The organism is Sphingomonas sp. ACRSK, assembly GCF_022346685.1.
GTDB lineage: Bacteria > Pseudomonadota > Alphaproteobacteria > Sphingomonadales > Sphingomonadaceae > Sphingomonas > Sphingomonas molluscorum.
Genome location: NZ_JAKRNR010000040.1, coordinates 1 through 21,775 on the forward strand (window position 1 = coordinate 1; position 21,775 = coordinate 21,775).

The window sequence follows — 21,775 nt, forward strand, 5'->3', positions numbered from 1 at the left end:
GCATGGGGGCGTCCGCGTCGGGGAGGGGACCCGCTAAGTAGGCACCACCGCCCGCTCCGCAACCCACGACCCGCGTCGCGCATGCGCAAAAAAAAGGGCCCGCGCTCGGGAGAGCGCGGGCCCAGGCCATGGGAACTTGGACGTCCGGATGGACGGATCAGAAGTTGATCGTGGCGCCGACCGCGATCTGACGGCCGAGGATATCGTACCGCGAAGAGATCGTGTTGTTGCGGAACAGCCCCGTCACGTCGCGCGAGTTCGGGAACACCGGCGGCGACTTGTCGAAGATGTTGTTCGCAGCGACCCGCCACGAGAACTGCTCGTTCACGCGGAACGCGAGCGCCAGGTCGAAGTAGCTGATCGCCTTGACCTCATAGAAGGTCGTGCGGGTCGAGCCGGGCGTCCAGCCGAGGTTCGTGTCGCCGGAGTTGGACACGTTCGTCAGCGGGCCCAGGTAGCGCCAGTTGAGCGACGCGCTGAACACACCGTCGTCGGTGGTGTAGGTGCCGCGCAGGTTGTGCGTCCACTTCGGGATGAACTGGCCGCAGCCGGCGCCACCATAATAGCCCACGCAGTTGCGCTTGTTGAGCGTCGGCGCGTCCTGTGCGCCGAGGAGCGTGGTCAGCGAGCCCGAGAAGTCGAAGTCGAGCTTGCCGGCCGAACCCATGCGCAGGGCATACTGGCCCTGGAAGTCCCAGCCGTACGACTTGCTCTTGTAGTAGTTGGTCGTGCCGCTGCGGACATAGCCGCTCTGCGCGTTGGTGGTCGTCGGGCTGTAGAGCGTGCCATCCGCGTTGCGGACGAACATCGAGCAGAAGAAGTCGTTGCCGCTCGACAGGCAGCCGTCACGGAAGAAGTCGTAGTTGTTGTAGCCGATCGAGTCGTTCAGGTCGATCATGTAGCGGTCGACCGACACGGTCAGGCCCGGCAGGAACCGCGGCTTGAGCACGATGCCGAAGGTCTTGGTGTAGGCCGTCTCCGGATCGACCGTGAAGCCGCCGCTGCGCGTGGTGCAGCCGACGTCGGTCGGGCAGAGCAGCGTCGCGCTGCCGTAGAGATTGTCGGCGAGACCGGTGGCCGCGCAGACTTCACGCGACGCCTGCGGTGCACCGAAGATCGGCACCCGCTGACCCGCGGCGTTTGTCGTGTAGCCGGTGATCGTCGGCGCACAGAAATCGTTGAACGAGTTCGGATCGATGCGGTCGTAGCTGCTGTTGCTCGCCTGGAACGCCTCGGTCACGGTGGGTGCGCGCTGAGCGCGGTTCATCGACGCGCGGAAGGTGATGTCTGGGATCGGCGCCCAGATCGCTTCTGCCTTCCAGGTGGTGAACGCTTTGGGGTTGGTGCTGTACTTCGACACGCGGAAGGCGCCGTTGAGCTGCAGCAGGTCCGCAAACGGCTTGTTCTCGGCAATCGGCACCTGAAGCTCGACGTTTCCTTCCCAGACGTTCTGGGAGAGATGCTGGTCGGTGCCGCCGTTCTGTTCGCGCCAGACAGCGTTGGCGGTGGAGTCGAGCTGATCCTCACGATATTCGGCGCCGAACGCGATCGCCACGCCCTGCTCGGCCCAGGGGCTAGTGATGCCGTGCTGGCCCAGGTCACCCTGGACGGTCACAATGGCGTTGTAGAGGGTGTTGACGGTCTTGTTCGTACCGTAGCCGCCCATCATCAGATAGTCGAACAGCGCCTGGTCGTTGACAGCCGAGTTGGGCGCGAACGGATTGAACGGTACGCAGCCGTCGCTCGCATCGCGGCAGACAATCGTGCCGTTGCTGCTGACCACGTCGAGGGCATTGTTGACGCGGTCGAAGTTGGGCCGGCCCCAGGTCATGTTCATCTGGTTACGCGCATAGACGCCGCCGACGTCATAGCTCCAGCCCTCCGCAATCGCGCCACGGACGCCGCCGGTGATGCGCAGACCCTTGTTGATGTAGGTGTCTTCGATCGGATCGACGCCATTGGCGCGATAGCGCAGCTCGATCGGGGTGCTCGCTGCGGTACCAGCGTTGGCGCCGCAGATGATCTGGGCTTGCGCCGCCGACAGGTACGGATTGTTGCAGTTGACGGTGTATTTCGTGTTTCCGTCGCCGTAGGCGGTCGAGCTGAGCACACGGGCCGGGAAGGGGTTGCTCGACTTATCCCGGAACCACATCGTGCTCGCGTAGACCTCTGCCGCAGGCGAGATCTCGAACGACGCGAACCCACCGGCATTCCAGCGCTTGTTGGCGCGCTGGAAGGAGTAACCGTCATACGGATTGGCAGCATAGGCTTCGGAATAGGGAAGCAGCGTGCCCGAGCCGTTCGGGTTGTTTACATAAGTGTTGCCCGCGTTCGGACCAGCGCCGGGCGAGATATAGCCGAATGGCGAGTAGGTCGAGGTCGTGCAGCCGAGTGCCCCATCCTTGACCGGCTGGGTCAGTTCGCACGCCGCGGTCTCGCGCGCGCTGAACGGCACCATCTCGGCTTCGCGGTAGTTCACATAGCCCGAGATATGGAAGCGATCGTCGAACAGCTTCTTGCCGGCCGTGATCGAAACGTCGGTGCGGCCACCATCGAACGCATTGCCGCGTGCCGGCTGGGCAAAGTTGTAACCGTTGGCGACTTCGGTCGCGAGGCCCGGCTTGTTGTTGTGCGCGTAGAAGTTGTAGTTGCCGTTGATCTGCACGCCCTCGAAGTCATCGTCGAGGACGAAGTTCACGACGCCCGCGATCGCGTCCGAACCATAGACGGCCGATGCGCCGCCGGTCAGAACGTCGACGCGCTTGATCAGCGAGGTCGGGATCATGTTCGCGTCGAGGCCATTCACTGTGCCCAGGCGCTTGCCATCCACCAGGACGAGCGTGCGCTCAAAGCCCAGGTTGCGCAGCTTGATGCGCTGGCGGCCGTCGGAGTCCGCGTAGTTCTGCTGGCTGTCGGGGGCGACCTGCGGGATGCGGTTGAGCACTTCCTCGATGTTCACCGCCGCCTGCGCACGGATGGACTCCGAGGTTACCGAGGTGATCGGCGCTGCTGCGGTGACGTTCGGGCGGCTGATGCGCGAGCCGGTCACGACGATGGCGCCGCCGCTGTCGGCAGGGGCCTCTTCATTCGCCTGGGGCGCTTCGAGCGCAGAGTCGGTCACAACCGGGCCACCGGTGACATTGGCTTCCTGAGCCATCGCCGGCATCGCTGCAACGCCCGCGATACAGGTGGATGCCAGCAACAAACGCGTCATCGTCTTCATCAATCGTCCCTTTAGTTCTTTGCGCCCGCCGGCCCTTTGAGGCTCTGTGCGGCGTGGATGCTGGTCCTGCCTGAGGTGTCGGTAACGGCGTAGGTGAAGCCCGGCAGGTGCGCGAAGGCGCCGACCTGGCCCTTGGCGTCGATCGCCAGGAACGCGATCTGCGCGTCCCGGACGGCCTCGCCGCGAAGCTTTGCAATGTGCTGCACGGCCTCGCGGCAGGCAGCCTGCGGGGTCATGCCCATCCGCATCGAGCTGGTGATCCGGGCGGTACCAGCGATGCGGGTGACTTCCTCGCCCACGCCGGTCGCGGTCGCAGCACCAACGCCCGGCTCGACCATCAGCCCGCAGCCTGCCTGCGGGGAATCGCCGACACGGCCGCGCAGCTTGAACGCCATGCCTGACGTCGTGCACGCGCCCGCCAGCCGCCCATCCGGGCCGCAGGCGATGATGCCGATGGTGTCGTGGTCGAGTGCGGAGCCGCGCTGGTTCTCGATGTTGGCGACCGGCTGGTACTTGGCGGTCTTCAGCCAGTCGCGCCACGCCGCCTCGGCCTCCGGCGTCAGCAGCTTGGTGCGCTCGAAGCCCTCGGCAACCGCGAACTGGCGCGCGCCTTCGCCCACCAGCATCGTGTGCGGCGTCTTCTCCATCACGCGCCGCGCGACCGAGATCGGGTGAAGAATGTCCTCCAGCGCTGCAACCGCGCCGACATGACCTCGGTCATCCATGATGATGGCATCGAGGGTTACGTGTCCGTCGCGGTCCGGATAGCCGCCATAGCCGACCGAATGGTTGGTGGGGTCCGCCTCGGGCACCTGCGCCCCGGCCTCAACCGCGTCGATCAGCGTGCCGCCTGCCTGGAAGCGGGCAAAGGCAGCGGCGTTGGCCGCGGCACCGAAGTCCCAGGTGGAGACGATCAGAGCGCGGCTGGCGGGCGCTGCCCGCGCCACCGAGGCGGACGCCATGCCGGCAAGACCGATAGCAAGCGTATCCCTGCGCGAAACGATCACGACATGGCCTCCCCGATGCCCCCGACCGCGTTCTGATCTCGGTCGGCCCATATGAGCGCTACCATCTTTGGTACCGCCGATCTGAAACAAACCTGTCATAGGCGACAGATCAATACAATACCAAAAACGTTAAAGGTTCTAATCGCCCCGCACTGAAGGCGGCAGGTATTGGACACAAGAGAAAGGCCGCGGACTCAGCGTCCGCGGCCTTTGCGAAGTAGGATTGTGGCAGCGCTATCGCGTTGCAGTAAATCCGCCGATCCCGGCGATCGCCAGGCGCGGCGTGGGCAGCGCCGTCTCCGCGAAGCGCAAACGCAGGAAGCGGGCACTGCGCGGCGCGTCGAAGGTGATGCGCTGGGTGGAGAGCGCATAGGCGATGTTGCTGAACTCGCCGGTGGCCGCCGGCTGCCACTGCTTGCCGTCGACGCTCGTCTCCGCGACATAGCCCCGGGGTGGCGCCGCATTGGTCATCACCTGGCGCGACGGGGTCAGGCTGAAGCCTGCGAGCAGCACCGTCTCGGGCAACGCCACGGTGACGCCGGCGGGTTTCCCCGCGCCCGGTGCCGGCTGCGCCCAGATGGTGCCGGCATCATTGTCGAGCAGCTTCTCTGCCCCGGGTGCGCTCGACTCGACGATCTTCCAGCCTGCCGTGTCGAGCACAGTCGGATCGGACGAGACGATTGCCGGCACGTCCACGGGCGCTACGGACCGGAACAGCGCGAACTCGCTGATCGCAGGAGCCACCGGCGCCTCCAGGATGCGCAGCCGCACGCGCCGGGCGGCGATCGGCTTTTCCAGCCGCACGATCCGCTGGGCGGAGATGCACGCGTGCTCGGCCAAGGTCTGCCAGCGGCCATCCACCTCCGCATCGATGGCAAAGCGCGTCACGCGAACGCCCAGCGGCAGATACTCGCGCAGGCGGATCACGTCGAAGCTGCGGCCCGGCGGCAGGTCCAGCGTCAGGCTGGGCGTGGTGACGCCATCGGGCGCCGACCAGTAGCTCTCGCGGTCGCCGTCGAGCACCCGCGCCGGCTCGAACCCGCGGCCGCGGCTGTGGCTGGCGCTCGCCACCGCGCCCTTGGCGAGATCCTGCGCAAAGGTTGCGCGGATCGCATCGCCGAACGACTTCAGGATCTTCATGTCCTGGTCGGCGATGCGCCCACGGCGGTCGGGTGGAATATTGAGGTTTAGATTGGTCCCGCGGCCCACGGACTCGTCGTACAGCCGGATCAGCCGCTCCGGGCTCTTCACCTTGGAGTCCTCGTCCGCGTGGTAGAACCAGCCTGGGCGGATCGACACGTCGGTTTCCGCCGGCCACCACAGCTCTGCCCCGCGTACCCCGCTGTTGCCGTCCTTCTGGTCATACGGCTTGTTCGGCATGGTCGGCCAACAGGGATCGCCGGCTACGCCATCTTCGTTGCCCACCCAGCGGATGTCGGCGCCCAGGGGATCGAAGGTGCAGGCATTGGGTTGCAGCTTGTGAACCAGCGCGATGATCGAAGGCCAGTTGTAGTAGCGCGGCGCGTCGATCTTCCGCGCCTCGCGCGCGCCGCCGTAATAGCCGTCGCCGCCGTTGGCGCCGTCGAACCACACCTCGAACAGCTCGCCATAGCGCGTGCACAGCTCGGTCAGCTGCGCGCGATAATAAGTGATATATTCCGGCCGGCCGTACTGCGCGTGGTTCCGGTCCCAGGGCGACAGGTAGAGGCCGAAGGGCAGGTTGGCGCGACGGCAGGCATTCGCCATCTCGCGCACGATGTCGCCCTTGCCGTCCTTGTACGGGCTGTTGCGGATGCAATGCTCGGTCAGGGTCGTCGGCCAAAGGCAGAAGCCGTCATGGTGCTTGGCGGTCAGGATCAGCCCGCGCAGGTCCGCCGCCTTGGCCGCGGCGACGATCTGGTCCGCGTCGAAGTCGGTGGGGTTGAACAGCTTCGGGCTCTCGTCGCCGAAGCCCCATTCCTTGTCGGTGTAGGTGTTGATCGAGAAATGGACGAAGGCATAGGCCTCGCGACCATGCCAGCGCCATTGGCGGGGCGAGGGTACGGCACCCCAGGGCTGCGGCGCCCGCGGCTTGGTTGCGGCACGGGCAGTGCCGGCGGGAAGGGTGCCTGCCACCAGGGTGGTGGCGAGCAGCGTACGCCGCGAAACATCGATCATGGGATACTCCGAAGAAACGGGATCAGGCAGGCGTGCTGCCGTAGGATGGCGGACGGTCAGCCGGTGCCCGGCCGAAGTCGCGGTTGGGCGTTTCGCTCATGGTGAAGCGCAGGGTGCCGCCCTTTGCGAGTTCGCGGTGCGCAATCCAGCTGCGGGTCCAGGGGCGCCCGTTCCAGGTTACCGCCGCCACGTACGGCGTGTCCGGTCGGTTGCCCGGTGCCTCGACCACCAGTTTGCGGTTGACACCCAGCTTCACCTCGGCGCGCTCGAACAGCGGCGATCCGAACACATAGGCCGCCTCGACCGGATCGACCGGATAGAAGCCGAGCGCGCTCATCACGAACCAGGCGCTCATCTGTCCGCAGTCGTCGTTGCCGATCACGCCGTCCGGATCGTCCTTGTACATTTCGGTGAGGAGCCGGCGCACCATCGCCTGCGTCTTCCACGGCGCACCCGTATAGGCATAGAGATATGCGACGTGATGGCTCGGCTCGTTGCCGTGCGCATATTGCCCGACCAGACCCGAGATGTCGGGCGGCGCATTGTCCGGCAGCGTCGAGGGTGCCGAGAACAGCGCGTCGAGCTTCGCCTCGAACGCCGCCTCGCCGCCGAAGTGCGCGATCTGGCCATAGATGTCGTGCTGGTTCAGGAAGGTCGCCTGCCAGCCGTTCGCCTCGGTATAGTCGCGATACTCCTCCACCTTGTGCCCGATCTGGATCGGATCGTAGGGCGTGATCCAGCTGCCGTTCGCCAGCCGTGCCCGCGCGAAGCGGATCTTGGGATCGAGCACGTTGCGGTAGTTCAGGCTGCGCTTGCGGAGGGCTGCCGCGTCCTCGTGCGCGCCCGCCGCCCCCGCCAGATGCGCCATCGCCCAGTCGTCATAGGCATATTCCTGGGTGCGGCTGACGGACTCGTCCACGCGGTCGGCCGGCAGATAGCCGAGCTTCGCATAGTCGCCGCGCGCGCGGGTGCTCGCGACGTCGGGCGTGGTCGGGTCGAACGCGCGCTTGCGGATCGCCGGCCAGGCGGCGGCATAGTCCGCCTGGATGCCCTTGGCCTGCGCTTCCGCCAGCACCGCGACCGCGTGCCAACCGATCATGGTGCCGGTCTCGACGCCCTGGAGCGGCCACACCGGCGGCCCGAAGGGGCTCTCAACGCTCTGGCGCAGCAGGTCGTGAGTGAACTCGGCAGCACGATCGGGCGCGATCAGGGTCAGCAGCGGGTGCAGCGTGCGATAGGTGTCCCACAAGGAATAGGTGCTGTAGGCGCGCTCCTTCGCCGGGAGCTGGTGCACCTTCTGGTCCAGCCCCATGTAGCGCCCGTCGACGTCCGAGAAGAGCGTCGGCGCCAGCTGCGCATGATAGATGGCGCTCGCCAGGATCGTTCGCTGCTCCGGGGTGCCGCCGGACACGCGCACCGTGCCGAGCGCCTTGTCCCACGCCTTGGTCGCCGCGCTACGATGCGCGTCGAAATTCCAGCCGCGCCCTTCCGCCTCCAGGTTCGCGCGCGCGCCCGCCACGTCGACGCCGGACAGGCCGCACTTGGTCAGGATCGGTGCCGCGCCGGCATCGTCATAGTGCAGCACCAGCTTGAGCTTGTCGCCCGACACGCTGCGGGTGCCGTCCGGTTGCGGCTTGTCATCGACATAGAAGGTCACGCGGTCGGGCGTCCGCGACAGCTTCAGCGCGAAGTGGATCTTACGTCCCTTGGCCCAGCGGTAGACCGAGCGGCTGCCGGTGATGGTGCCGTCGTCGGCGATCGAGAGCGTCGCGTCGCGCACCAGCCGGTAGGTCGGCGGCTGCACCGGCGGCATGTGCCAGAAGTCGAGCAGCACATGGCCTGGGCCCTGCGGGAAGCGGTGGCGCTGCCAGCCGGTCCGCTCGGTGGCGGTCAGTTCCGAAAGGACGCCGCTTTCGAGCCGCACGCGATAGTAGCCGGGCTCCGCATGCTCGTCGGAGAAGCGCTGGCGATAGCCCTTGTCCGGGTTCTCGCGCGGTCCGGGGACGAGCTCGACGGGGCCACGGGTCGGCACCACCAGCACGTCCATCAGGTCACCGATTCCGGTGCCGGAGAGATGGGTGTGCGAAAAGCCCATGATCGAGGTGTCGGTGCGGTGGTAGCCCGAGCATCCCTCCCATCGCGTGTTGTCGGTATCGGGGCCGACCTGGACCATGCCGAACGGCATCGTCGGCCCCGGATAGGTGTGGCCGTCGCCGCCGGTGCCGACGAACAGGTCGGGCGGCGTCTTCTCGACCCCGCGTGCCAAGGCGGAGCCGGGCAGGCCGCCCACGGCTGCGGCCATGCCGGAGGTGGCGAGCAGGGTGCGGCGGGTGATCGCGGTCATGTCAGAATGTCTCCGCAAGCAGCTTCGGGCGACGGTCGGCCAGGGTGACGAGCAGTTCGCCGAACAGCCCGTTCGCCCAGGCGAACCAGTCGCGGGTGAACTTCGTGGGATCGTCCTGGTCAAAGGCCTCGTGGATGAAGCCGGTACCGCCGTCGGTATCGCGCAGCATCTTCAGGCAGCTGCGGATCGTCGCGTCATCCTGAGCGACGAACGCGCGCTGGATCAGCGACATCGGCCAGATCTGGCCCAGGCCGACGTGCGGTCCGCCGATCCCTTCGGCCGCGCGTCCACGCGACCAATAGGGATTCGCGTCGCTCCACGCGGCGTCGGCGGTACGGCGGAACAGCGGATCGCTCGCCGGCATGCAGCCGAGATAGGCGAGGCTCGAGAGCGACGGCACGTTGGCGTCGTCCATGAAGATCGCATTGCCATAGCCGTCCACCTCGAACGCCCAGACCTCCCGCCCGTCGCGCAGGCGCATCTTGCCATATTCGTGGAGCGCGGCCTCGACCTCTGCTGCCAGGGCGACGGCATCCTGCGCCAGCGCGGTATCGCGCCGCGCCTCGTTCGCGACCACCGCCAGTTCGCGCAGCGCGGTCACCGCAAACCAGTTGGCCGGGATCAGGAAGGGATAGACGCAGGCGTCGTCGGAAGGGCGGAACCCGCAGTGGATCAGGCCGACGGACTTGGAGGGCGGCCCCCAGCCGTCGAGCATCAGCGTCTCGGTCGTACGGTTGCTCACCCGCTGAAAGCGATAGGGGCCGCGATCGGTCTTGCGCTGCTGCTCACGGAAGGTGCGGACGCTCGCACGCGCCGCCTCCGCCCATTGCGCGTCGAACGGCGTCGGGTCGCGGGTCGCCTGCCAGTACCCGTGCGCCAGCCGCATCGGGTAGCACAGCGAGTCGATCTCCCACTTCCGCTCGGCGACCCCCGGCTTCATGTCGGTCTGGTCGGTCAGCGCCCAGCTGAGCTCCGTCTTGCCGTTCGGATCCTCCAGGAACGCGTTGGCATAGGGGTCGATCAGGATGCAGCGCGCCTGGCGGTGGATCAGCCCCTGGAACAGCGTGCGCAGCTTCGGGTCCTGCTTCACCAGATGCAGATACGGCTTCACCTGCGCGGCGGAGTCCCGCAGCCAAAGCGCGTCGATGTCGCCGGTGATGACGAAGCCGTCGGGCTTGCCATCGACGGTGCCCATCTTCACGGTCGTGTCGAGCGTGTTGGGATAGCAGTTGGCGAACATCCAGCGCAGCTTCGGATCGGCGATCTTGGCCGAAACCCGCGCGATCTCGCGCTCCACCGCCTTACTGGTGAAGCGCCGCTCCGCGAGTGCCGGCCGCTTGCTGGCAAGCGTTGGCGTTGCCGCACGGGCAAAGGCCGGGGTAGCGGCGAGTGCGACGCCTGCGCCAAGGACGGTACGACGGTCGATCACTTGGCAAGCTCCCGGGCGTCGCCCGTCAGGGTGAAGTCGGTCCAGGCGCCGAAGCCGTCGCCCGGCTGACCGCCGCCGACGTAAAGGCGATAGGCGCCCGGCTGGACGGTACGCGTGCCGTCGCGCGCGACCGTGCTGAGGCTGCGCGGATCCAGCTCGAAGCGCACCGTCTCGGTCTTGCCCGGCTTCAGCGACACGCGCCGGAATGCCACCAGCTGGCGCTGGAGCACCGGGGTGGTGAGCCCGCCACCCTTGCCGGCGGCTGGCGGCACCAGATAGGCCTGCACCACCTCGTCGCCGGCACGCTTGCCGTCGTTGCGCACGGCCACGCTGACGGACACGTTGCCCGTCGTATCGCCCGCCTTCGCAACCGGCGTTCCATAGCCGAAGCGGGTGTAGCTCAGGCCATGGCCGAAACCCCACAGCGGCTTGCCCGTAAAGAAGCGGTAGGTCCGCTCCTTCATGCCATAGTCGGTGAACGCCGGCAGGTCGCTGACCTGGCGGTAGAAGGTGACGGGCAGGCGCCCCGACGGATTGTTGAGCCCGGCGAGCGTCTCGGCGATCGCGGTGCCGCCCGACTGGCCGGGGTACCAGGCGGCCAGGATCGCATCGGCCATGTCCGGATCGACGGAGACGGCGCTGCCGCTGGTCAGCACCACCACGACCGGCTTGCCGGTCTCCCGCAGCGCCGCGAGCAGCTTCTGCTGCGCGAAAGGCAGGGCGATGTCGGTGCGGTCACCGCCGACGAAGCCGGGCACGCTCACCTGCAGCGCTTCGCCCTCCAGGTCCGGCGACAGGCCGAGCACCGCGACCACGACGTCCGCTTCCTTGGCCGCGGCGACTGCCTCGGCGAGCAGCGGCTCCGCCGGCGGCAGCCACATCAGGCGGACGCCCTCGTCCTCGCTCTGATGGTCGAGCTCCAGGCGGATGTCGACGGCGCGACCGTCGCTGGTGAACGGCACCTCGACCCGGCCCTTCGCGATCTCGCCTGCGGTCAGCTGCTTGCCATCGACCCACAGCCGCACGGCATCGTGCGACTTGCAGTATTTCCAGCACGCCGGCGCATCGATTGCGAGCCGGTACGTGCCCGGACCCGGCGGCACCAGCTGTCCGGTCCAGCGCACTGCAAAGCCCTCGGGCGAGAGCTGGGGCAGGGGCGCCGCACGGTTGTAGTCGAAGTCGATTCGGCGATCCTGCCGTACCGCAACCGGCGTCCCGGCCACCGTGCGGCTGGCGAAATATTCGCCGCGAAGGCCCGGCTTGCCATCGGCGCGCAGCGCGGTCTCCGGCACCATGACGGGCGCACCATCGGCCAGCACCGAGCCCTGCGCATAGCGGACATTGCCCGCCCCGAACTGCTCGCGGATGCCGTCGAGCGGGGTGACCGGCTGACCTGCCGTGCCATGATAATTCCCCTGCAGCACGCCGAGGTCGTCGGCATTGGTGCCCACCACCGCAATGCGGCTGCCCGGCTTCAACGGCAGGCGATCGGCATCGTTCTTCAGCAGCACGATTGCCTTGCGCGCTGCTTCCAGCGCCAGCTTGCCATGCGCCGGCGCGCCCAGCGCGGACGGCTTGATCTTCGACCAGGGGCTGTCGGCGCCGAACGCGATGCCGAGTGCGCGCCGAGCCTCCAGCGAGCGGATCAGCGCGGTGTCGACTTCCGCCTCGGTCACCAGGCCCTTGGCCACCGCTTCGGGCAGTGCGGAGAAGGTCGTGCCGCAGTTCAGGTCGGTGCCGCCCTTGATTGCCGCTGCCGAGGCCGATGCCGCGTCCAGTCGATAGTGGTGGAACAGGTGGATGTTCGCCGCCGCGTCGCAATCGGTGACGGTGAAGCCGCGGAAGCCCCAGTCTTTGCGCAGGCGTTCGTTCATCAGCGACGGGAGCGCACAGGCCGGGGTGCCCGAAATGGAGTTGTAGGCGCACATCAGCGACTGCGCCTTGCCCTCGGTGATCGCCATGCGGAACGCCGGCAGATAGGTGGACTCCAGGTCCTGCGGGCTCACGTCCACGTCGAAGCTGTCGCGTCCGGCCTCAGGGCCGCTGTGCACTGCGAAGTGCTTCGGCGTGCCGATCACCTTGGGGTGCGCGGCATCCGGCCCCTGCAATCCCTGGATGAAGGCGACGCCGAGCTTGCCCGTCAGGTGCGGGTCCTCGCCATAGGTCTCCTGGCCACGGCCCCAGCGGGGATCGCGGAAGATGTTGATGTTGGGCGACCAGATCGTCAGCCCTTCATAGATGCGGCGGTCGGCGTCGACGGGCTTGCGGTTGAAGCTCGCCCGCGCCTCGGTGGCCACCACGTCGCCGATGTCGTGCAGCAACTCGACGTCCCAGGTCGCGGCCATGCCGATCGCCTGCGGAAACACGGTCGCGACGCCGTTGCGCGCGAGGCCGTGCAGCCCCTCGTTCCACCAGTCATAGGCGGGCAGCTCCGCCTTGGGATCGGCCGGTGCGCTGCTCTGAAGCTGCGCCGCCTTTTCCTCGATCGACATCTGCGACACCGTCGCCACGACCGGATCGGCAGGCGCCTCGACGCCGGCGAGAAGCAGGGGGAGGAAGATCATGGCTGGGTGCTCAGGGTCCGGAGGGTAAGGGCGCGCGCAAGCGCACGGGCGGACGCGTCGGACGCGACCTCGATGGTCACGCTCTCGCCCGGCAGGAGGTCGAAGCCGTCGTCGCTCGGCTGGGCGGCCACCGCGCCGAAATCGAGCATCACCGCGCGCGCAAGGTTCTTGGCGGTGATCGTCACGCGCTTGCCTTCCCAGCGGGCGGAGAGGCCCGGCGCCGGATAGCTCATGTCCTTGGGCAGCATTCGCTCGAAAACCTGGCGCGACGCGGTCTTTCCGTCGATCACCAGTTCGGCGACCGCATAGCTGGCGTTGGGCGCGGCGCTGCCGAACAACTCGGCGTCGGCCAGGCTCGCGATGTCGACGGCGGAAAGCGGGGCGAGGGTGATCGTGCCGCCCTTGTCGCCCAGCGGCCGGCCGGCCATGTCGAAGCTGCGCACCCGCCACTCGGCCGCGATCGGCTGGGTCGCGTCGGACACCAGCGCGATCCGCGTCTTGCCGCCGCGGTTCTCCGCCACGATCGCCTGGGGGGCAAAGAAGCGTCGCGCGGCATAGTTCAGCAGCTTCCACCGGCCGTGATAGTCGATGCTCGCCCAGGAGATCGAAGGCCAGGTGTCGTTCATCTGCCAGTAGAGCGAGCCCATGTTGGTCGGGCGGCAGGCGCGGTGGTGGCGCGCGGCCATATCGATCGCCTGCGCCTGGTTGACCTGGGTCAGGTACACCGTGTCGGCGAAGTCCTTCGCCGGGCGCAGCCGCTGGTGGAGGTACATCTTCAGCCGCTCATTGCCTTCGCCGGCCAAGAACTTCTGGTGGCCCTTCAGCACCGGGCTGTCGAGTGCGAGCGGGCCGTTGCCGGCAAACTCGCGGATCGTCGCCATGTCCGGCATCGCCTGGAAGCCGTATTCGGACATGAAGCGCGTGCAGCTGTCGAGGTAGTTCTCGACCGGCTTGGAGCCCGACCACACGTCCCAGAAGTGGCGATCGCCCGCCGCATCAGTATCGACCGGACCTTCATAGTTGGTCGACGGCGAACCCGGCCAATAGGGCGTGCCCGGCGAGCGGGTGAGCACCGCGTCGCGCAGCACCTGGTTGAACAGCACGGCCATGCCCGCGCCGATCCGCTCCTGCTCGTCGGCGCCGATGCGCTTCTTGAACGCCTTGCGGTCGGACCAGTTTTCCCAGCCCGACAGCACCTCGTTGCCACCCGACCAAGCGATGACCGACGGATGCGCCTGGAGGCGGGCGACCTGCTGCTCCGCCTCGACCCGCACGTTTTCGCGGAACTCGGCATCCGGCGGCGTCACGGCACCGCCGAACATGAAGTCCTGCCAGATCATGATGCCCATCTCGTCCGCCATCGCGTAGAAGGCGTCGTCGAGGTAATAGCCGCCGCCCCAGATGCGGAGCATGTTCATGTTGGCGTCGACTGCGCCCTGCAGGATGTGCCGCATCTGTGCGGCCGGCACCCGGCTCGGGAAGTTGTCGAAGGGGATGACGTTCGCGCCCTTGGCAAAGATCGGGATGCCATTGACCTGAAAGCCGAAGCCGCCGTCCTTGGTCAGCAGCTCGACCGTACGCAGGCCGATGCGCCGCTCGGTGCGATCCGTCTCGGCACCGCCTTCGACCAGCGCCGCCTGCACGCGATAAAGCGGCTGCGCGCCATAGCCGACCGGCTGCCAGCGCTGCGGATTGGTGATGGTGAGCGGCACCGTGATCCGGTTCTCGCCGGCCGCGACCTGCACCGTCCGCTCCACACCCTGAGTCTGCCCGTTGGGACCGACGACGTTGGTGCGCAGCGTCACGCTGCCGGCGGTATCCGCCACCAGCGTATAGCGTGCCGTCAGCTGCGCTTCGGCATCGTTGATGGCTTCCTGGTCGACCTGAAGCGTCTCGATGCGCACATCGTCCCAGGCTTCCAGACGCACGGGACGCCACACGCCGATGTTGATGATGCGCGGTCCCCAGTCCCAGCTATAATGGTACTTGGGCTTGCGGATGTAGGGTGAGCTCTGCTTGCCCTTCGGCTCGTCGCCAAAGGCGGAGTCATATTCGCCCGGAAGCGGGTTCGCCTCCTTGAGCACCATCGGCTGCAGCGTCCGCACCGGCGAGGCGATCGACACCAGCAGTTCGTTGCGCCCGACCTTGAGCGCCGGCTTGGCATCCACCCGCCACTGCCGATGCGCGTTGGCCGTCGCGAGCAGCTGCTGTCCGTTCACCGACACCGTCGCAAAGGTGTCGAGCCCGTCGAACACCAGGTCCAGGTGATCGCGCTGGAGCATCTCCGGCGTCACGTCGATGACGCGGCGGAACTGCCAGTTGGTGAGCCCCGCCCACTGAATCTTGTCCTCGTTCAAGCCCTGGAACGGGTCCGGCACACGCTTGGCGGCGATCAGGTCCTGCTGGACGCTGCCGGGCACCTGCGCGCGGAACCACTTGGCCTCCCGAGGATGCTGGCCGGCGGCGGTCGCATCCGTCGGATCGATACGGACCTGCCACTCGCCCTCGAGGGAGACGCTGGTACGCGGCGCGCCCCAGGCCGGCAGTGCGGCAAACAACAGGGGGAGGGCAAACCAACGCTTCATCGTGCGGTCTCCGTCAGCGTCGCCCGTTCGACGGCATAAAGGGGATCGGAAATCGGGGAGGTGAACTGGAAGCAGAGGTCGCGATCGCCCTCCAGCTTGGGGAGCGTGCCGGTAACGCGAAAGCGCGCGGGCGAGGTCGCGGGGTCGGGCAGCGGGAAGGTGCCGAGCGGCATCGGCTTGGCCGCCTTGTCGTCGCCGCTCACCGGGCAGCCGGCGGTCACGATCAGCTCCCCATGCGGGGTGACGTTGTAGTGGCGGCGGACCTTGCCCGTGTCATGCGCCAGGCCGAAGTTGCGCGGCAGCCGCGCGACTTCGATCGTGAAGCCGCTCGCGACATCGACCGGCGCCGCCGGATAGACGCTGCACGTGTCAAAGACGTTGACGTTGTAGGCCGGGCCATTTGCCGTCGCATCGGCGGTGAGCGGCAGTCGCAGCCACAGCGCCCCGCTTGGGCATCCGGTCAGCTCGGAGGAGGTCCGGGTGAGCAGAGCCGCGCGGCTGGTGTCGAAGCTGCGCGCCGTCGCCGTCGCGTTGCCGGCGGCGTCGAAGGCCGCGGCGCGGATGGTCACGCCCGGCGTCAGGCTCAACGGTGCCTTATAGACCTTCGACCGTGCGGTCGGCGCCTTGCCGTCCAGCGTGTAGCGGATCGTTCCATGCGGCGCCTGAGTGCTCAGCGCGACCACCGCCTTGTTGGCCCGCAGCGCCTCGCCGCGGCTGCCCTGCACCTTGAAGTCGACGGCGAAGGCGCTGTCCGCCACCTCCAGGCCCGAACGCTTCCAGCGCTCGATCTGCGGTCCGACGCGCTCCAGGAAGCCACCAAAGTCGCGCTTCTCTTTGGGCGACCAGTTGATCTCGGCCAGCGCCGCCGCACGCGGGAACAGCGCATGCTGCACCTGATAGGGCGTCACCAGATACTCGCTCCAGGCATTGGCCTGTGCGCCCAGCACATGCTTGGCCTTGTCGGCGGCGATCCCGGCCGGCATCGGATCGTAGCGGTACACGCTTTCGAGCGACTGGATGATGATGCGGCCCGGCGGCTCGTCGCCCCGGTCGCTCTGCAGGCTGTCGAGATAGAGGGTGGGCGCCGGCGACAGCACCACGTCATGGCCGAGGTTCGCGGCCTCGATCGCGCCCTTCTCGCCGCGCCACGACATCACCGAGGCCGAGGCCGGCACGCCGCCCTCCAGGATCTCGTCCCAGCCGATCAGCCGCCGGCCCTTGCTTGCCAGATACGTGCCGAACTGCTCGATCAGCCAGCTCTGCAACTGGTTCTCGCTCTTCAGCCCCAGCGCCTTGATCTGCGCCTGCACCTCGGGCGAGCGCTCCCACTGGTCCTTGACCGCCTCGTCGCCGCCAAGGTGGATGTAGGTGCCCGGGAACACCGCCATCAGCTCGTCCAGCACGTTCTTCACGAACTCGACGCCCTTGGGGCCGGGGTTCAGCAGATAGGGGTTGATGCCCCAGTCCGGCGATACCTCGGGCCGGTCGCCCAGCACGCCGAGCTCGGGATAGGCCGCGACCAGTGCCTGCGCATGGCCCGGCAGGTCGACTTCCGGCACGATGGTGATGCCGCGCTCGCCCGCATAGGCGACCAGCTGCTTCAGCTCGTCCTGGGTATAGAAGCCGCCGACCCTCGGCCCGGGCGCGCCGCCGGAAGAAGGCGGGGTGCGCCAGGCGCCGACCTCGGTCAGCTTGGGATAGCGCTTCACCTCGAACCGCCATCCCTGGTCGTCCGTCAGGTGGAGGTGCAGCGTGTTGAGCTTCACTGACGCCATCTGGTCGACGATGGTGCGGATGGCCTCCAGCGTGATGAAGTGCCGCGTGGTGTCGATCATCAAGCCGCGCCAGGCAAAGCGGGGCGCGTCCTCGATCGTCACGGCATCGACCTTCACCGGCTTGCCGAACGCGCGGTCGGGGCTCAGCAGCTGCGCGAGCGTCATCGCGCCATAGAGAAGGCCGCGGTCACCCGACGCAGCGATGCGGATGCCGCTGGCGCTCACCGTCAGTCGGTACGCCTCTTCTCCCGCGATCGCCGCGTCGCGCACCAGCGCAATTGGAGCCTCGCCGCTCGTCTGCGAAAGTGTCAGGCCGCGTTCGGTGCGGACATGGGCGATCAGCATCCGCGCCGCGGCCTCGGCTGCGGTGTCGCCGGAAGGCGTGGCGATCGCAGCGCCATCACGAACGGTGAAGCTGGCGCTGCCGGAAACGACCGAAGCCGGCAGGGGTACCAGCGGCAGCGGACCCGCCAGGGCCGGCGTGGCCGTGCCGAGAAGCAGAAGTACGGTGAGCACCTGCCGCCCGGATCGAGCGAAACCTGCTGCCATTGGATTCTCCCCCGTTAGATCGGACGTTCCGCGCCCTGGTCTTGTAACTGTGTAACCAATATAAGTCCTACGGCGCAACAGTGCTGTTCCAGCACGGCTGAATGCCGTCGATGCGAGGGACCCGTGCGGGCAATACCATTGCAGGACCGGGCCGGTTGCTCCCCGCTTCCGCTTACGATAGCTCTTCGCCGGCGCGGCGCGAACGGGTGCCGCTGGGGGGAGTGTAAGAATGGCCTTTTCGGATCAGGTGGGACGGTTTCGGGACGACAATCCGTCGCCGCTGTACCTGCAACTTCAACAATTGATCCGGGACGGCATCAGCAAGCAACTGCTCGCCCAGGGCGATGCGATTCCGCCGGAGCGCGACCTCGCGACCGAATATAGCGTGTCGCGCATCACCGTCCGCAAGGCGATTGAGGGGCTGGTCGAAGAAGGGCTGCTCACGCGCCGGCGCGGCGCCGGCACCTTCGTCGCCGGCCGCGTGGAAAAGAGCTTCTCCAAGCTTTCGTCCTTTTCCGAAGACATGGCCGCGCGCGGCCGCACCGCCAGCAGCAGCTGGATCTCGCGTGCCGCCGGCATCGTCAATCCCGAAGAGGCGCTGGCGCTCGGTCTTTCGCCTGGTGCGCCGGTGCTGCGCTTCAACCGCCTGCGCTTCGCAGACGAGGTGCCGATGGCGTTGGAATATTCCACCATCGCGGGATACTGCCTGCCCTCGGTCGAGGCGGTGGGCGACTCCCTCTATGCGGCGCTGGACGCCGCCGGCAACCGGCCCGTGCGCGCGCTTCAGCGGCTGCGTGCCGTTCCCTTTGGCGCAGAACAGGCGCGGATGCTGGAGGTTGATGCCGGTGCGCCAGGGCTGCTGATCGAGCGCCACGGCTTCCTGCGCGACGGTCGCGCGGCGGAGTTCACCCGTTCCTACTATCGCGGCGACGCCTATGATTTCGTGGCGGAACTAAGCGACCTCTGAGGGTCGTCCGCCGTTTGTGACCCGTGCGGCCCTCGCGCCGCCACCCGGAGGATTTTGCATGCACCGACGCCAGCTTCTGGCGGGGGGCGCAGGGCTCGGTGCCCTGATCGCCACCCATCCGCAGCGCGCCTTGGCGGCGCCCGCCAAGCGGCTCGGCCACGACGGCTTCCCGATGCCGCAGCCCGCCCGCACGCTGCCGCAGCCGCTGCTGGTGCAGGATCCCTCGCGGACCTTGCTCGAACGCGGCTGGCGCTTCCACGAGGGCGATGTGGTCCCGCCGATGCCGGACACCCACAACGCCACCTACCTGAGCGTGAAGGCCGGCAACGCGCTCGGCGCCGCCGCCATGACCTTCGACGATTCCGATTGGAAGGCGGTGCGGCTGCCGCACGACTGGGCGGCTGCCCAGCCGTTCCTGGAGACCGCCAACGTGTCGCAGGGCTACCGCTCGCGCGGCATCGCCTGGTACCGCCGCACGCTCCAGCTCGATCCCGCCGACCGCGGCAAGACCATCGAGCTCCACTTCGACGGCATCGCCACCAACGCCACCATCTGGGTCAACGGCAGCACGGTCGCGCACAACTGGTCGGGCTACAACAGCGTCCACATCGACCTGACGCCCTTCGCCCGCTTCGGCGATGAGACGAACGTCATCGCGATCCGCGTCGATGCGAACGCGATGGAAGGCTGGTGGTACGAGGGTGCGGGCCTTTACCGCCACGCCTGGCTGGTGCGCCGCGCACCGGTCGCGATCGTCACGGACGGCGTCCACTGCGATCCGCGCAAGGGAGAGGACGGCCGCTGGCAGGTGCCCGTCACGGCGACGCTCGCGAACATGGGCCGCGATCCGGCGACTGTCACCGTCGAGGCCCTGCTGCTCGACCCTGATGGAAAGACCGTCGCCAGCGGGCGCGCCGACGCAAGCGTGCCGGTGCTCCAGCGAGCCGAAGCCGCGCTGAAGCTCGACGCCGGCAACCCCCGGCTCTGGTCGGTTGAGACGCCGACGCTCTACACCGTCGTCACCCGCGTGCTGCGCAACGGCGCTCCGGTGGACGAGCGCCGCACGCCGGTGGGCTTTCGCACCATCCGCTTTGATGCCGACCGCGGCTTCTTCCTCAACGACCAGCCGGTCAAGCTGAAGGGCGTCTGCCTGCACCAGGACCATGCCGGCGTCGGCGTGGCCGTGCCCGATGCGCTGATCGCCTGGCGCCTCGAACGGCTGAAGGCGATGGGCTGCAACGCCATCCGCTGCACTCACAACGCCCCCAATGCCGAGCTGCTCGACCTGTGCGACCGCATGGGCTTCCTCGTCATGGACGAGAACCGCCACTTCAACCCTGCGCCCGATTACATGGAGCAGCTCGAATGGCTGGTGCGGCGCGACCGCAACCACCCCAGCGTGATCCTGTGGTCGGTCTTCAACGAGGAACCGATGCAGGGCACCGAGGCGGGCGTGGAGATGGTGCGCCGCATGGCGGCGACCGTCCATCGCCTCGACGGCGCCCGGCCCGTCACCGCCGCGATGAACGGCTCCTTCTACGATCCGGTCAACGTCTCGACCGTCGTCGATGTGATGGGCTTCAACTATTATCAGGCGGACTATGACCGCTTCCACCAGCTGAACCCAACCCAGCCGATCACCAGCTCCGAAGACACCAGCGCGTTCGAGACGCGCGGCGCCTATGAGAGCATTCCCGCCGGCCATGTCATCACCTCCTATGACAAGGAGGCTGCGAGCTGGGGCGGCACCCATCGCGATACCTGGCGGGAGATCGCCAAGCGTCCGTTCGTGGCAGGCGGGTTCGTCTGGACCGGCTTCGACTATCATGGCGAGCCGACGCCCTATGACTGGCCGACCATTGCCAGCTTCTTCGGCATCCTCGACCTGTGCGGCTTCCCCAAAACCGCGTTCGACATCCACCGCGCCCAATGGATCGACGACGAGGCGGTGGTCGGCATCGCGCCCCACTGGACCTGGCTGGGCAGGGAGGGCCAGACCATTCCGGTCTTCGTCAGCAGCAACGCCGACACAGTGCTCTTGCGCCTCAACGGCCGCGACCTGGGCGTGCAGAAGGTGGACCGCATCATGGGCAACGAATGGCAGGTCCCGTACCAGCCCGGCCGGATCGAGGCACTGGCGATGCGGGGCGGCAAGGTGGTGGCGACCGCCGTCCACGAGACCGCCGGCGCCCCCGTCGCCCTGCGGCTCACGCCCGCGCGCACGGTCATGGCGGGGGATGGCGAGGATGTGCAGCCGATCACCGTCGATGCCGTCGATGCTCGCGGCCGCCACGTGCCGACCGTCAACCAAATGGCGCAGTTCACCGTGGAGGGTGCCGAGACCATCGGCGTCGGCAACGGCGACCCCAACAGCCACGAGCCGGAGCAGGGCGACCGCCGCTCGTTGTTCAACGGTCTCGCGCAGCTGATCGTGCGGGCAGCGCCGGGCAAGGGCAGCATCACCCTTCGCGCCACCGCGGACGGGCTCAAGCCGGCGCGCCTGACGATCAGCCGGCTCGCAACACCGGCGCCGCCGCAGGTGCCGGTCACCCCGCCGACGATGACGATCGCCGAGTGGCGTCGCTCGCCCGCCATGGCCGAGCGACCCGACCCCACGATCGCACCGCCGGACGGGGACAACAACAGCTGGGCCTTCGTCCGCAGCGGGACGCCGACGCGACCGGAGGCGAGCGCCGGCTGGCGCGTCTATCGCGCCACCTTCCGCCCGTGGAAGCGGGTGGGGGCAGAGGGCGGCACGATCCGCTTCGACAGCATCGGCGGCGCCGCGGAGCTTTGGCTCGACGGTCAGAAGCTCGCGACCAAAGCCGGCGCCGCGCCCGGCCCGTTGGCGGCGGACATCCCCGCCGGCACCGGTCCACGCCGCGTCGCGCTACTGGTCTCCGCCCCGGCGAACAGCCCCTCGGGCATCCTGGGCAAGGTGACGGTCACCACCCGCTAAGCGACCATCGCGCTTCCTCCCATGTGCCCCGGCGCAGGCCGGGGCCCAGTTGGGACAGCCTAGCGATCTACGCAGGACACGCACAAGCACACTTACAGCTGGACACCCGCAAAAACCGATGGCGTTTCGGGGGCTATGGTGATTCATTGATCAGGAGCGATGATGGAGAGCCGTGGTGGATCCCAAGTCCCTGTTCAGTCTGAGCGACCATCTTGA

The 21,775-nt window shown here is 67.8% G+C and carries 10 protein-coding genes; 2 read left to right on the forward strand and 8 right to left on the reverse strand.

Annotated elements, in window-relative coordinates:
- Positions 1-157: 157 nt before the first annotated feature.
- The 8 genes from MHZ35_RS15815 to MHZ35_RS15850 all read right to left on the reverse strand — a co-directional run bounded on the left by MHZ35_RS15815 (position 158) and on the right by MHZ35_RS15850 (position 17,633).
- Positions 158-3,223 carry a TonB-dependent receptor domain-containing protein gene (locus MHZ35_RS15815; RefSeq protein WP_239436522.1) on the reverse strand — a complete coding sequence of 1,022 codons (3,066 nt, stop codon included), beginning with the start codon at positions 3,221-3,223 and terminating at the stop codon, positions 158-160.
- 11 nt (positions 3,224-3,234) lie between these two features.
- Positions 3,235-4,185: a N(4)-(beta-N-acetylglucosaminyl)-L-asparaginase gene (locus MHZ35_RS15820; protein ID WP_239436523.1), complete on the reverse strand. Its 951-nt coding sequence runs from the start codon at positions 4,183-4,185 to the stop codon at positions 3,235-3,237.
- A 279-nt stretch (positions 4,186-4,464) separates the two neighbouring features.
- Complete coding sequence (locus MHZ35_RS15825) at positions 4,465-6,387, reverse strand: alpha-L-fucosidase (protein WP_239436524.1); 1,923 nt, start codon at positions 6,385-6,387, stop codon at positions 4,465-4,467.
- 22 nt (positions 6,388-6,409) lie between these two features.
- Positions 6,410-8,731, reverse strand: coding sequence for a GH92 family glycosyl hydrolase (locus tag MHZ35_RS15830; protein ID WP_239436525.1), 2,322 nt, complete (start codon positions 8,729-8,731; stop codon positions 6,410-6,412).
- A 1-nt stretch (position 8,732) separates the two neighbouring features.
- Entirely contained in the window at positions 8,733-10,160 is a 1,428-nt protein-coding gene (locus tag MHZ35_RS15835) for a glycoside hydrolase family 125 protein (RefSeq protein ID WP_239436526.1), read from the reverse strand.
- Complete coding sequence (locus MHZ35_RS15840; RefSeq protein WP_239436527.1) at positions 10,157-12,724, reverse strand: glycoside hydrolase family 3 C-terminal domain-containing protein; 2,568 nt, start codon at positions 12,722-12,724, stop codon at positions 10,157-10,159. The genes MHZ35_RS15835 and MHZ35_RS15840 overlap by 4 nt, the downstream gene beginning before the upstream one ends.
- The gene (locus tag MHZ35_RS15845; RefSeq protein WP_239436528.1) at positions 12,721-15,309 is read right to left on the reverse strand and encodes a beta-mannosidase; all 2,589 of its coding nucleotides are present in this window, start codon (positions 15,307-15,309) and stop codon (positions 12,721-12,723) included. The genes MHZ35_RS15840 and MHZ35_RS15845 overlap by 4 nt, the downstream gene beginning before the upstream one ends.
- Positions 15,306-17,633: a beta-N-acetylhexosaminidase gene (locus MHZ35_RS15850; protein ID WP_239436529.1), complete on the reverse strand. Its 2,328-nt coding sequence runs from the start codon at positions 17,631-17,633 to the stop codon at positions 15,306-15,308. The genes MHZ35_RS15845 and MHZ35_RS15850 overlap by 4 nt, the downstream gene beginning before the upstream one ends.
- Positions 17,634-17,862: 229 nt before the next feature.
- Here MHZ35_RS15850 and MHZ35_RS15855 point away from each other — a divergent pair, with 229 nt between their 5' ends.
- Both MHZ35_RS15855 and galA read left to right on the forward strand, forming a co-directional pair.
- Positions 17,863-18,600: a GntR family transcriptional regulator gene (locus MHZ35_RS15855; RefSeq protein WP_132883741.1), complete on the forward strand. Its 738-nt coding sequence runs from the start codon at positions 17,863-17,865 to the stop codon at positions 18,598-18,600.
- Positions 18,601-18,658: 58 nt separating this feature from the next.
- Positions 18,659-21,559 (forward strand): beta-galactosidase GalA, encoded by a 2,901-nt coding sequence (gene galA / locus MHZ35_RS15860; protein WP_239436530.1) that lies wholly within the window; start codon positions 18,659-18,661, stop codon positions 21,557-21,559.
- The last annotated feature ends 216 nt before the right edge of the window (positions 21,560-21,775 follow it).